The organism is Fodinibius roseus (assembly GCF_900129315.1).
GTDB classification, from domain to species: Bacteria; Bacteroidota; Rhodothermia; order Balneolales; family Balneolaceae; genus Fodinibius; species Fodinibius roseus.
Genome location: NZ_FQUS01000032.1, coordinates 1 through 11,710 on the forward strand (window position 1 = coordinate 1; position 11,710 = coordinate 11,710).

The 11,710-nt window shown below is 36.5% G+C and carries 16 protein-coding genes; 7 read left to right on the forward strand and 9 right to left on the reverse strand.

Annotated features, from left to right (window positions below; genetic code table 11):
• Positions 1-227: 227 nt before the first annotated feature.
• Together BUB16_RS19345 and BUB16_RS19350 are read left to right on the forward strand one after the other, a co-directional pair.
• Positions 228-584 (forward strand): single-stranded DNA-binding protein, encoded by a 357-nt coding sequence (locus BUB16_RS19345; RefSeq protein ID WP_073068195.1) that lies wholly within the window; start codon positions 228-230, stop codon positions 582-584.
• Positions 585-801: 217 nt separating this feature from the next.
• Complete coding sequence (locus BUB16_RS19350) at positions 802-1,020, forward strand: hypothetical protein (RefSeq protein ID WP_073068197.1); 219 nt, start codon at positions 802-804, stop codon at positions 1,018-1,020.
• A gap of 145 nt (positions 1,021-1,165) precedes the next feature.
• Here the strand turns inward: BUB16_RS19350 and BUB16_RS19355 are convergent, their stop codons facing one another.
• Positions 1,166-1,408, reverse strand: a complete 243-nt coding sequence (locus BUB16_RS19355) for a GIY-YIG nuclease family protein (protein ID WP_073068199.1) — start codon at positions 1,406-1,408, stop codon at positions 1,166-1,168.
• A gap of 567 nt (positions 1,409-1,975) precedes the next feature.
• Here BUB16_RS19355 and BUB16_RS19360 point away from each other — a divergent pair.
• Together BUB16_RS19360 and BUB16_RS21125 are read left to right on the forward strand one after the other, a co-directional pair.
• Positions 1,976-2,203, forward strand: coding sequence for a helix-turn-helix domain-containing protein (locus BUB16_RS19360; protein WP_073068201.1), 228 nt, complete (start codon positions 1,976-1,978; stop codon positions 2,201-2,203).
• A 1-nt stretch (position 2,204) separates the two neighbouring features.
• Positions 2,205-3,365, forward strand: coding sequence for a phospholipase D family protein (locus BUB16_RS21125; RefSeq protein WP_084088456.1), 1,161 nt, complete (start codon positions 2,205-2,207; stop codon positions 3,363-3,365).
• 26 nt (positions 3,366-3,391) lie between these two features.
• Here BUB16_RS21125 and BUB16_RS19375 read toward each other — a convergent pair whose 3' ends face one another.
• From BUB16_RS19375 to BUB16_RS19395, 5 genes are all read right to left on the reverse strand, one after another.
• Positions 3,392-5,026, reverse strand: coding sequence for an N-6 DNA methylase (locus tag BUB16_RS19375; protein ID WP_073068203.1), 1,635 nt, complete (start codon positions 5,024-5,026; stop codon positions 3,392-3,394).
• Complete coding sequence (locus tag BUB16_RS19380; protein WP_073068205.1) at positions 5,026-5,217, reverse strand: hypothetical protein; 192 nt, start codon at positions 5,215-5,217, stop codon at positions 5,026-5,028. Before BUB16_RS19380 ends, BUB16_RS19375 begins: the two co-directional genes overlap by 1 nt.
• A gap of 300 nt (positions 5,218-5,517) precedes the next feature.
• Positions 5,518-6,327 carry an ImmA/IrrE family metallo-endopeptidase gene (locus tag BUB16_RS19385; protein WP_073068207.1) on the reverse strand — a complete coding sequence of 270 codons (810 nt, stop codon included), beginning with the start codon at positions 6,325-6,327 and terminating at the stop codon, positions 5,518-5,520.
• Positions 6,302-6,640, reverse strand: a complete 339-nt coding sequence (locus BUB16_RS19390) for a hypothetical protein (protein WP_073068209.1) — start codon at positions 6,638-6,640, stop codon at positions 6,302-6,304. The genes BUB16_RS19385 and BUB16_RS19390 overlap by 26 nt, the downstream gene beginning before the upstream one ends.
• A complete protein-coding gene (locus tag BUB16_RS19395) occupies positions 6,640-7,278 on the reverse strand; it encodes an RNA polymerase sigma factor (RefSeq protein WP_073068211.1) in 639 nt (212 codons plus the stop codon). The genes BUB16_RS19390 and BUB16_RS19395 overlap by 1 nt, the downstream gene beginning before the upstream one ends.
• Before the next feature lie 86 nt (positions 7,279-7,364).
• On the opposite strand from BUB16_RS19395, the gene BUB16_RS19400 reads away from it, so the two are divergent.
• The 3 genes from BUB16_RS19400 to BUB16_RS19410 are packed head-to-tail and all read left to right on the forward strand — an operon-like array spanning position 7,365 to position 9,689.
• Positions 7,365-7,988, forward strand: a complete 624-nt coding sequence (locus BUB16_RS19400; protein ID WP_073068213.1) for a Cap15 family cyclic dinucleotide receptor domain-containing protein — start codon at positions 7,365-7,367, stop codon at positions 7,986-7,988.
• 13 nt (positions 7,989-8,001) lie between these two features.
• Positions 8,002-8,997, forward strand: coding sequence for a CBASS cGAMP synthase (locus BUB16_RS19405; protein ID WP_073068215.1), 996 nt, complete (start codon positions 8,002-8,004; stop codon positions 8,995-8,997).
• A 2-nt stretch (positions 8,998-8,999) separates the two neighbouring features.
• Complete coding sequence (locus BUB16_RS19410; RefSeq protein ID WP_139240388.1) at positions 9,000-9,689, forward strand: ubiquitin-conjugating enzyme family protein; 690 nt, start codon at positions 9,000-9,002, stop codon at positions 9,687-9,689.
• 83 nt (positions 9,690-9,772) lie between these two features.
• Here the strand turns inward: BUB16_RS19410 and BUB16_RS19415 are convergent, their stop codons facing one another.
• The 3 genes from BUB16_RS19415 to BUB16_RS19425 all read right to left on the reverse strand — a co-directional run bounded on the left by BUB16_RS19415 (position 9,773) and on the right by BUB16_RS19425 (position 11,690).
• On the reverse strand, positions 9,773-10,378 hold the full coding sequence (locus BUB16_RS19415) for a recombinase family protein (RefSeq protein ID WP_073068219.1): 606 nt from the start codon (positions 10,376-10,378) through the stop codon (positions 9,773-9,775).
• A 297-nt stretch (positions 10,379-10,675) separates the two neighbouring features.
• A complete protein-coding gene (locus tag BUB16_RS19420; RefSeq protein ID WP_073068221.1) occupies positions 10,676-10,951 on the reverse strand; it encodes a hypothetical protein in 276 nt (91 codons plus the stop codon).
• A gap of 37 nt (positions 10,952-10,988) precedes the next feature.
• Positions 10,989-11,690 (reverse strand): potassium channel family protein, encoded by a 702-nt coding sequence (locus tag BUB16_RS19425; protein WP_073068223.1) that lies wholly within the window; start codon positions 11,688-11,690, stop codon positions 10,989-10,991.
• Between the last annotated feature and the right edge of the window lie 20 nt (positions 11,691-11,710).

Here is an 11,710-nt window from a genome sequence, read left to right on the forward strand (position 1 = left end):
CCTTGCCCGAAACCCCCGTCCAGAAAAACTAATCTGATGCCCCCGCTGCCGGGGAATGGTTTGTTTTCCTGGGAGCCGCGCATTCAGGGGGAAGCACTGATCAATAAATAAATAAACGTGTAAATATATACATTATTATTTGATAAAGACCCCGATATTTTGTACTTTACTACCAGTGGGAGACGGGAATCTCCCCTTTAATTTTAATATTAGAAAATAGGTCGATTATGAGTTCTTTAAATAAAGCACAAGTCATTGGACGGTTAGGGAAAGATCCCGAATTGAATAAAACAGATAGCGGTTCAAGCGTTGTAAATTTTTCAGTTGCCACAGCTGAGCGTTACAGAACTGAAGAAGGAAAAAAAGGTGAGGTAACCGACTGGCACCAGATTAAAGTCTGGGGTGGATTAGCTGAAAACTGCAACCAGTACTTAAGCAAGGGATCGTTAGTATACGTGGAAGGAAAGATGAAAACTAATAAATGGGAAGATGATAAGGGTACAACCCGATATTCCACCCATGTAAAAGCTGAAACTGTTGAGTTTTTGAGTCCAAAGGAAACGGCGGCTACCGAACAAGAATAAATATAGTGCCTGAAAACCATTATGGGGAGTAGGGCATTTTTATTACTATTAGTGGTAAAACATATTTGCTCTCCGGTGAAATAGACCGATTTACGCCTATATCCCCAAAATAGCCTATATGGGATCTAAACGGCTTTTAATTTTGGATTCTAAGTGGTGATTGGACCGGTCGGCATGGTATAGGATAGGCCAAATACCAAGAATGTAAATTTTTGCTATGGAATACACCAAAAAAGATGTTGCCAATATTAAAGAGAATCTTTTGGAAAGCTTGTTGGTATCCGAACACCAGGTGGAAGGATTGATTGCTATTATACCATCAATTAGTGGTCAAGAAACTAACACGATTGATCTCTCGAGTTTGAATAAAGCTAAAGCCGCGATTCAAGAAGCTATCCAGCAACTTGAGAAGGTTGCCAGCGCTAAAGAGGAATAGAAAACGTATAATTATGAATTATTTTTTCTCTGCCGGCCTTAAATAGTTGTCGTATAAATTATCTTATGTAAAGTAAAAATTTTGTCGGATTTTTAAATTTTGCTTTAACTAACTGTGTCCTATTGGGTTACGGCATAAAATATTATTATGATATAAGAGCCTCTTTTTCCTGTTTGGAGTAGCCCTTAATCTCATATTCACGCTGGCAAGCCTTGGATCGGTTGGGGTGCTGCTCGGTAAAAACGACGGCTTGGGGCTTATGGGCTCGTAAGTATTTAGCCCCCTTGCCTTGCCGGTGCTGGTGCCAGCGTCGTATCACATTGGTTGTGCACCCCGTATAGAGATGGCCATTGGCGCAGCGTATTATATAGACAAACCATGGCTTCATAATAATAAAAAGAATGAGATTAATTGACCATCAAATGCTACTTCCCCTATCGCCCTCCTACTTATATTCATGATATAGCAATATTCTATTATAGTCTAAATTTGAGAGGGTATCATTTTAACCTTTGTTCCAATTGAATGAATTCTGATAGGATCTAGGTTGCCTACCTTAATTTAGCAAGCCTTTTGTGATAATTTAAGGTTTTTGTGCTTTTTATTTCTCTTAGTAAATCATTTCTATAACCAATTAAAACTCGTTTATTTATAGCTATCCTCTAAAGAGTTTTAGTCTTTTGTTTTGCTGGAAGCAAATAAAGTAAAGACCGCCACTCTGATTGTTTCAATAAATTTCATGAGACAAACTTTCCAGATCCCACCATATTATTTTTTGGGCTAGGTTCTACAATAATAAGTAATATTTCTTTCGAGACAGTATGAGGAAGATCTAGGGATGGGTATCCTCTCAAAATTTAATCTTTAGGGGATATACTCTGGTTGAAAAATTGCACCAAATAAAATGATACGTATAGTATGTAGACTTATAGTATTCATCTAGTTAGCCTAATATATGGCAAATAATAAAAATAACATACTAAATCTATTTGGCGACAGGGTACGGCAAGCACGAGTAGAAAAAAAATTATCACAAGAGGATTTAGCTAACCTTGCTGATCTTCATAGAACTTACATTGGGATGGTTGAAAGAGCGGAAAGGAATATTACCCTTATTAACATGAATAAGATTGCTCAGGCCCTGGATTTAAAGCTCATAGATTTGTTAAAAAACGATACTTGAAATGGCAACGGTTTCAACATTATACCAGGGCTTGAGGGATAGTAACTTTCATGACGATGCGATTAAAAATATTTCGGAACTTGATGACATAGAAGAACTTATATTATGTGCTGCTTTTGCACGATCCGAAGGAATACAAATTCTTTTAGATGAGATTAATATCTCTAGGGATAAGATTTCATTTTATGTGGGTGTAAGAAACGGAATTACTACTGCTCAATCTATTTCTCTCCTTTTAAAGCACGATATAAATATATATTGCGTCGATACTGGAAAAAGTAATGTTCTATTTCACCCCAAAGTTTATTTATCAAAAAATGAATCAACTGCTTATGCAATAGTTGGTAGTGCCAACCTTACGTTATCTGGATTGACATCAAATATTGAAACAAGTATTTCAATAAAATTTGATCTTACCAATCAATCTGATCAAGAAGCATATAATGATTTAAGAGAAGGTGTTGTCAGCTTACCTACCAACCATTCCGATAATACAACTAAAATAAAGAACGGTCGAGAAGTAGTTCAAATGATTAAGGATGGGATAGTAGTTGATGAAAGAGCAGCAAAACAATCAAACAATCCTAGAGCTAGCAGCCCTCAAATTAAAAATTCAGTAGCTCCGATAGATAGCTATAGGAAAAATATAAATATAAGTCGCAAGGGACGAACTAATAAAGAACTTGATAAACTCCAAGGTAAAGAAACTGTAACTTCACAGGACTGGATTCTCGTTTGGGAGAGTAATGAGCTTAAAGAAAGGCATTTGAATATTCCAACAGGACCAAACACAAATCCTACCGGATCTATGCTTTTTACAAAAGGCAACATGGATGATATTGATCAAAGACATTACTTTAGAGATGTTATATTCGATGAACTACCATGGCAAAATGATGACAGGGATCACCTAAGCCATTATGAAAGGGTGGTGGGGGATTTTCAAATAGTCATAAAAGGGGTCGATTTTGGCATACACACTTTGAAATTATCACATAATTCTGACACCACTTCAAAATCTTATCACCAAAATAATTCGATGACGCAAATTCATTGGGGGGACGCTCGTGATGTTATTGCAAAACGTGAGTTACTCGGTGAAAAACTTAAGCTTTATAGAAACGCTAAAAAGGAAGATATATTTAAAATTGAAATAGGCTAAATTGTGATACCAACTATTTTACTTACTTATTTTCGTTGCCTTCTATCTCTTAGTTTTTGCCAAGCATTATGAATTATATTCCTATCATTTTTACTAAGTCCAAAGGATTTCAAAATATGTTCATCCTGTTGTTTTAAAACCTCTTCTGGGTCCAAGCTATTAAATTTCTTATCTAATTCTTTCAAATCAGAGTATGAAGAATTGATTATAGGCACGTAAGTTTTTTTAATTTCGGAAGGGATTAGTTCAAGAACTCCACCACCATAAAACCTTCCCTCTAATTCAGCAGTCAAAGCAGTAAAAGAATTTAGAAAGTTATATACTAGTTGATGTGGCTCTATTGAGTCTGTTTTCAACTTAATTCTGTAAGCAGTATCGGTCGTATAAGCATTAATCTCATTTAGTATCAATCTATGATAATTATGAGAACGCTTTAGCATTCCAATTTCAGTGGCATATACAGATGGTACCTTAAACCAAGGATCTCTTATTCTACATTTATATCGCTTGTGATACTCTTTATCCTCACCTTTTTTCACATATTTTTGTGCATCTTCACCCAGCTCTTCAAATTTATCTACATCAAACCATATAAATTCTGTAGGTAATTCTTTTTCAATATTTCTATTGTGCTGATCTTCATCGTAAACAAGCTTAGGGCAATGTTCGCTTCTTCCAAACATTGGGTGTGACCAATCCTCTATTCCAAACTCTCTCGCATCTTTTTTGTTTATTAAAAAATACTTGTTAGCTCCAGTTACTATTCCAACGCTAGCATCAGCAATCTCTTTAAATTGATAGGCTTCTGAACTGCATTTAATCTCTTTTATTAACTCTAATTCTTTTTTATTTAAAACCGCTTTAGTCCATTTGCCCGTTATAGTTTCACCATTAATAAAATTAATATTTTTGAAATATTTATGAGGATCATCATCTGCAAAAGATCGGTTAGTTATTTCTTTTATACCTAATCCGCGAGATTTATCTTTGGCACTTTTTTTCTTTTCAGCAAAAAGAATTAAGGCTCCTTGTAAAGTATCTTCAAACCATAGCTCTTTAGGATCAAGAATTAATATCTTTTCGGAATTTTTTCCTAAATACTCTCTCAAAGACTGTGCATGACTAACATGCATTAATTCAGATGGCAATATCATTGCTAAACGGCCACCTGGGTTGAGCATTTCAAAACTTTGAACTACAAAAGGAACCCAAGCGTTAGTATGTTTAGTAAATTTCAAATTATATAGATCAAATATTTTCTCAGCTCGATCCTGATACTCTTTCGGCAAATATTGATATCTAATGAAGGGTGGATTACCAATAACTGCATCAAAAGAATTATTATTTTGGGACTTTAACCCCCATTCAAGATAGTCTTCATTTAATATTTCAAATTGGATATTATTTAATGTTTTTATCCTTTCTCTAGATTTTTCAACCTCTTCTTTGTTTAATTCTACTCCAGTTACTTTTATTTCTGGTTCTCCATCTCTTACAATCCTTGAAAGCGCTTGGAAAAAGTTCCCATCTCCACTACTTGGCTCAAGAATTTTTTTGATATCGCCTTTAGTTACCCACTTTGCCATGAATTCGGCCAGGTCTAAGGGGGTATAGTATCCACCTCTCAGTTTTTGATCTGTTTGATTCGCTTTAAAATCCATTAATTATTAGTCCCTGTATTATCTTTTTCGTGGAAAATTTGCAACTGGTCATGATTCCGGATATAAAGTTCAGCCTGATTCACAAACCAAGATTTAAGTGTTAGGTCTTTTTTTTCTAAAACTTGGTATAATTTTTTCTTAAGCTCCGGATCTACCTCTATTACTATTCTTCCTGATTTACCTCGTGCCATGTGACTTGAATTTATGTTATATTATATATGTAACATAACATATTTAACGTCCAATAAATAGAAATTTTGGAAGGGTTTTTATTCTTTTTGACACTCTAATGTCAGATCGGCTTTACAATTATTAAGAGTAGGACAACGGGGGTGATATAGCCTGATTTTTTTCTATTCTATTGATAATTCATTCAAAGTTCAAAACCAATCCTTTATCTCTTCTAATGTTCCATCCTATATAGATCATGATATGAGACTTTTGGTAGTAACTCTTTTTCACCTGCTCTTAAACCCAAGCTAAATTTATTACTACTCAAACCAAATTAAACTTATCGTAAATTCGTACAAATCTGAATAAAAACACTGTTCATACATTTGGTATTCAGGAGCTCCCTCTTTCCAGTAGAACCAATCTTCTATATCTACTAGTTCTACTACTGTATACCTACTATCTTTTTTTCTATAAAATTCTCCTGCTACGGTGGTAGGAGGCAATTCACCTCCCACGTCAAATTTAAATTCTAGATAGGGGAAATCATCGCTCTTACAAAACCATTTAACTTGGTTTTTACTACTAAATACAGCCAATACCTCATGAGTACCTATTTCTGCAAATCGAATAACAGCTGATGTAAGACTTACTTGGAATTCATTTGAGATCTCTTTGATTATTTCAAGTGAGAATTCTCTTCCTCCCGTAAAGTCCCGTAACTTTTCCTGGGGCATTAGGAGAGAAGCAGCGAATTTGTCGGCTTCTTTTTCAATTCGTTCTGAATGTATTAAGGATAAATTAGATGGATGGGGAGAGATTAAACCTCGTTTTAAGCCTTGTCTGTGGGGCTCTATGAAATAATGCCCTAACTCATGAGCTAAAGTAAAACGCCCTCTTTTGGTAGTAGGTAAATTTCCCTTTGCCTCATTAAGGTGGATATGAAACTGTGTTTGATCCCATACCAACATACCATCAAAATGATCTTCGTAATTATTAATGTGAAGGTTTAATTCTTCATCTTCAATAATTTTCAGAAGAGCTGTAGTGTTACCCTTATAAAATTCTTCAGTTAAGGACTTGGTATGTTTGTCTATTAGTTGTTTAGTTTTCGGATTTATCTCCACCATTATTTTTATGCTTCTTCTTCATCTTTTCTATAATGTGTTCTGGCAGTTTTTCATATTTTCTGGCAGCCATTCTTAGGCCTGAATAGTCTTCTTCTATATTCTCTGAAACTTGTAAATTAAGTGGTTCTCTTTCTCTTGAGTTTTCTAACATTTCATAAGGATCTACCTGTTCATCTTTTGTATCTCTTTTGACTTCTGGATATAGTTTATTTAATCGAGATAATTCAACTTTTGTTCGTGGAAATAGGTATCCTGTAGAACGTAGCCATACGGTTAAATTTTCCGGAGTTATGTTGATTCTGTTTTTTGCCATTATTTTATCCTCTTTTCTATAGCTTCAAAAGCATCTTTCTTATATACCCTAATCGAACTTTGGGTAAGATCTAATGCCTTCCGTAATTTTTTCAATAATTCGCGAGGGAGCTTATAGCCCTCTTCTTCATAGGCACTATAGGTTAGAAAAATTATTTTATGCTTTTGAGTTAAGTTTTCCAGTGCATTATCCAATTTATCCTCTGCTTCCTGCAGAGTTTTCAACTCTCCTGGGGTGTAGCTTTTATCTTCATCAATAAGAGAGGTTCTTATTTTTTCATCTCCACCGTATGGGTAATCTTTTTTGTTATATGACCGCTTTAACTCATTTTGTGAAATTCTATACAAATATAGCTTAAAACATTCATCTGTGTCTTCAACCCTGCATTCTGATTTTGAAAAGGTGGGATACTTCCAAAATCTCTCAAAAGTTCTCTTAGCCAGTTCGATAGCATCATCATCAGTGTAGCCCCACTTTCTACATATAATAGTGCATTTATCAATTATATCTGATCGGAATCGGAAAGTTAATGCTGTGAAAGCTGCTTTAGCCGCATCTTCGTAGTCCGGATCTTCTTTGAATTTGACATACGCCATCAAATCCTCGGTAGTCTCATTTTCAAAATCTTTCCAGTCCATGTCCTCCTTGTATTTAACTATACCGCAAACCGTTAGTTAACGGTTTAGGTAATGTAAGTGAAAGCTCAACGTAAAATTATTTATCGATGAAATTATCGTTCAGGTATTATAAAACAAAAAAATTGATAGTTACAATTTTAGCCTTGGCAGTCGGTTTTGATGTGGGTTTCGAATTTATTCAAAGTTACTTGCACCAGAGTGGCGAATTTATTCTTAGAGCTCCAACAAATACTGCGATTATAGCGAGTTTGTTGGTTGTTTATGACAAGTATTTATGGAAATACCCAGTATTTAATAGCCTTGTTAAAGTGCCAAATTTAAATGGAAGATATACTGGATACATTGAGTATGAGAGAGATGGACAGAAAAATAAAATGGATACAGTGGTGGAGATAATTCAGACAGCATCTGAAATCCAGATAAATACCTATTTCAATAGTGAGAACCATGAAAATACTCATTCGATAAGTCTGGTTGAGAACATAAGGTCAGAAAATGGGCACTACTCAGTCTACTTTTTCTACTTTAATTCTGGCACCAAAATTGACGAATACCTGGACTGCCATGAGGGGGCTAATGAATTGAAGGTTATTATGAATGGTAATACCCCCAGAAAACTAACGGGGAATTATTTTACTAATCGCAAGGAGCAAACCAGGGGAAAAATGAAAGTAAATTTCACATCAACAGAACTAAAGCACGAATTTTAAACAATATATAACCATGGCAAACTGCACTGATTTATTACACGAATTCGATTCCACAATAAGATTAACCAAAGCCAGAAAAGATAGCTTAAAAATTTCCCGTAATGATCTTCGAAAAAAAATACGCAAGTATTTTTCTGAGGAAAGACCGGATGAAATTACGCCAAAATTTGCTGGCCAGGGGTCAATGGAGACAGATACCGCTGTCAATCCTATTCCACGAAAAGAAGAAGCCGGTGGTGAAGAACAAACGTTATATAAGTATGATATTGATGATGGTATTTATTTTATCGGAGATGACTTTGAAGAGGAAAGAAAAACTATACAGACCCATCATAATTGGATTTGTGAAGCTATAGATGGACACACGTCTCAAAAGCCAATAGATAAAAATACCTGTGTTCGAGTTGTTTTTGCTGATGGGCATCATATTGATTTGCCTATTTACTATAAAAAAGAGGATACCCCGGAGCTTGCTCATAAGGCAAAAGGCTGGGTATATAGTGATCCTAAAGAATTTATAGAATGGTTTAAGGCACAGATTGGAAAAAAACAACAGCTAATAAGGCTTATAAGGTACTTAAAAGCTTGGTGCGATTATAGAGAGTTTAGTAATTCATCAATAAAGATGCCCAGCGGTTTTATAATGACAATCCTTGCTGTTAATAATTACTACCGTCATAAGCGGGATGATATAGCTCTAAAGGAGACCCTTGTTAATATACAGGCAGAACTGAGTAGGGAATTTAAGTGTGAGCGGCCCACTACTCCAGCGGGAGAAGATTTATTTGAGGAGTATTCCCATGAGGGGTATTTCATGAATGTATTAGCTCATTTTATTGAACAAGCCCAACATGCGCTTCGGGAAGGAAATCAAATGGAAGCTTGTAAATACTGGCAGAAAATTTTCGGCAATAGATTTTCTTGTAGTAATGCGCAAGATGAGGATGAAAAGAAACATACAGGAGCTTTAGCAATCGGTGCAGCCTCATCGAATCCATGGGCATCGTAGCTATGAAAGAAGGATATTTAACATTTGTTAATCAATTGGCACCCGTAATAGAGAAGTATCCCGATTTTGAGGTAGCCTCTGAAAATGGGAAAAAGTACCTTAAAGGAAATTTAGCAATAATAGATGATGCAGGTAAAAATTGGGGGACATTCCAGGTAGAGATAAGAAACAAAGAGGGGTTTCCTTATCGCTTCCCTAAAGTGTTTGAAACAAGCGAAAGAATTCCCAAAATCGCTGATTGGCATATTTATAAAGACGGCTCTTGCTGTATAGATGTTCTACCATCAGAAATAATCAAATGTAGAGACGGTATAACAATTGTGGGTTTTATTGAAAATGAATTAACACCTTATCTTTTTAATCAGACATATAGAATGGAGGAAGGGTTCTATGTTAACTCAGGTTATGCTCACGGATTAATGGGGATCTATGAGTTTTTTTCTTCAAAACTTGAAACTGGAAATGATATACGAAAAACGCTTTTCTTGATGAATTATATTGCTACGAAACCAAGACTAAATCGTAGTAATAAATGCTTCTGTGGGAGTAATGAATTGTTTAGAAAATGCCATATGAAAGCATATGATGAATTAAATAAGCTTGATAAAAGCTTTTTACTTGACCAAATAGAATTGATTTACCACAGAAGTGGATTGAAAACTAAAAATCAATTAAGAAAGAACTTTACATAGATTTTTCTATAAATAAAGATACCAATATGATTAGTTTTTGAAATTTTGCTTCTAAGCGGCGATCACTGACTCAATCGTACATATTAGTCGGTCTGTTTTAGACCATCCAGGGCTTTTTTCACCCGTTGAACGGTATTCGTACTTCGTTCCGTTAGCTTCGCCGTTCGGCGGATAGTCTCTCCCCTATTTAATTCTTCTACGATATCCGAATGCTTATCAATCAAATCAACATCCGATAAGCTAGTACCATTAGCCCGGCCGTTGTACTTACCTTCCGCTTTGGCCCGGGCAATGCCTTCGCGTTGGGCCTCCCTCCTGTTGTTGTAATCGATCTCGGCTAAGGTGGACAGGACCGATACCAACAGCTTGGCCACGGGGTTCTGGTCGCCATTTTCGAGTAAGGTGTTGAGGCCTTCCTTTTGGGATTTCACGTTCACCCCCAGCTCGGTAAAGCGTTTGATGGTCTGCAGCACGTTTATGGCATCCCGGCCCAGCCGGTCGATCGAATGGACCTCGACCTGGTCAATTTTTCCCGCCTCGGCGTCGGCCAGCAGCCGGGCCGCATTTTCTCGATCTTCAAAGGCAACCATGCCGGAGACTTTGTCCCAATACACCTCCCCTTCCTTGCCCTCCAGCTGGCGGGATATGTTTTGCTCGAAGGTTGAGACACGGACGTAGGTGGCTTTCATTATAGCATCAGGTTCGTTGGACTTTACCGTAGCGAAATTAGGGTATTGTATCGAAACAGGCAAATGCGACCTGCTAACGCCGATTTAGGTCCTCGGAAAGCGTAGCGATTTAGGGTATACCCTAACTTGAGTACATACTAATTCTTATTAGCTTTACTGCTGGTATTCACTTGGAGAAAAAATAAATGTTTCTAAACATGTAGCAAAATGCTGGGAATAGCTGAATCCTAATTCATAGCAATTTGGCTAATCAATTTAAGCTTACAACTAAGCTATGAAGGTTGCCTTGCTCAGCTTTTAATCGAATATGTTTTCTAAAGCTATTTCGATGGTCTTATTGCTTATTCCCACCTCTTTCAGAATTGTCCTAAGCTTCTTTTGGTGAAGTTTCTCATTTGTCTGATCTAACCGTTTTCTGACTTCTTCAATATCTTCATTTTTTCCTTCGGCATAAACCTCTTCCAGCATCTCTTGTATATGCGTTAGCTTTGCTTCCTGCCTATCTTGAGAGACTAATAGAGTCCAAAGAGCCTTTCCTGTAGGGAAAGAAAGATCAATTTTGTTATTTGACATGGCATCTTTTTGTGAATTAATACCGTGTTATACGACACTAATTAGTATCCAATAGTTTATCGCAATTTTCTTTAGTTCCTACCAGTATAAAACGATCTCCCTTTTTGATTTTTGTTTTTCCAGCTAAGATTCCGATTGGTTTGTATTTTTTATCTAAGGAAGTATCAGGATCCGTTTCTTTTAATCGTTTGATTGTAATTAAATTGAGCTCATATCTCTTCCTGATTTCAAGCTCTTCCAGCGTATAGTCGATCATCGAATCCGGGGCCTCCACTTCAAACATGGCCAGCCCTTCACCCAAGTCGAATACATCCGACATGCCTCGTCGCACCAAGGAAACGCCCATGCGTTCAGCCACCTGCCGCTCGGGATGAATGACATCCGTAATCCCAATTTGTTTTAAAATTTGCTCCTGTATATAGCTTCCGGCCCTGCCATAAATTTCTTTGACTCCGGAATTTCGCAAGTGCATGGCAATAAGAGCCACCGGTTCAAAAGACTCACCAATAGCAATAATGGCCACATCAACGTTGGTAATGCCGTGATTTTCCAACAGCTCCGGATCAGTGGCATCAAAACAGATGGCATCTGAAACATATTCCTTAACCTGATTAATATGCTCCATAGTATTATCAATAGCTATCACATAGGCCCCTTCCTCAGAAAGCTTTTTAGCCAAGGCACTTCCAAAGGCACCAATTCCAATAATCGCAAAATGTAGTTCTCTTCGTCGTTTCATGATAAAACCTGTTCTTTTTT

Bases quoted from the DNA above. Each gene is read 5' to 3' on its own strand.
- BUB16_RS19345 (WP_073068195.1), top strand. From the start codon at position 228: ATGAGTTCTTTAAATAAAGCACAAGTCATTGGACGGTTAGGGAAAGAT.
- BUB16_RS19350 (WP_073068197.1), top strand. From the start codon at position 802: ATGGAATACACCAAAAAAGATGTTGCCAATATTAAAGAGAATCTTTTG.
- BUB16_RS19355 (WP_073068199.1), bottom strand. From the start codon at position 1,408: ATGAAGCCATGGTTTGTCTATATAATACGCTGCGCCAATGGCCATCTC.
- BUB16_RS19360 (WP_073068201.1), top strand. From the start codon at position 1,976: ATGGCAAATAATAAAAATAACATACTAAATCTATTTGGCGACAGGGTA.
- BUB16_RS21125 (WP_084088456.1), top strand. From the start codon at position 2,205: ATGGCAACGGTTTCAACATTATACCAGGGCTTGAGGGATAGTAACTTT.
- BUB16_RS19375 (WP_073068203.1), bottom strand. From the start codon at position 5,026: ATGGATTTTAAAGCGAATCAAACAGATCAAAAACTGAGAGGTGGATAC.
- BUB16_RS19380 (WP_073068205.1), bottom strand. From the start codon at position 5,217: ATGGCACGAGGTAAATCAGGAAGAATAGTAATAGAGGTAGATCCGGAG.
- BUB16_RS19385 (WP_073068207.1), bottom strand. From the start codon at position 6,327: ATGGTGGAGATAAATCCGAAAACTAAACAACTAATAGACAAACATACC.
- BUB16_RS19390 (WP_073068209.1), bottom strand. From the start codon at position 6,640: ATGGCAAAAAACAGAATCAACATAACTCCGGAAAATTTAACCGTATGG.
- BUB16_RS19395 (WP_073068211.1), bottom strand. From the start codon at position 7,278: ATGGACTGGAAAGATTTTGAAAATGAGACTACCGAGGATTTGATGGCG.
- BUB16_RS19400 (WP_073068213.1), top strand. From the start codon at position 7,365: ATGAAATTATCGTTCAGGTATTATAAAACAAAAAAATTGATAGTTACA.
- BUB16_RS19405 (WP_073068215.1), top strand. From the start codon at position 8,002: ATGGCAAACTGCACTGATTTATTACACGAATTCGATTCCACAATAAGA.
- BUB16_RS19410 (WP_139240388.1), top strand. From the start codon at position 9,000: ATGAAAGAAGGATATTTAACATTTGTTAATCAATTGGCACCCGTAATA.
- BUB16_RS19415 (WP_073068219.1), bottom strand. From the start codon at position 10,378: ATGAAAGCCACCTACGTCCGTGTCTCAACCTTCGAGCAAAACATATCC.
- BUB16_RS19420 (WP_073068221.1), bottom strand. From the start codon at position 10,951: ATGTCAAATAACAAAATTGATCTTTCTTTCCCTACAGGAAAGGCTCTT.
- BUB16_RS19425 (WP_073068223.1), bottom strand. From the start codon at position 11,690: ATGAAACGACGAAGAGAACTACATTTTGCGATTATTGGAATTGGTGCC.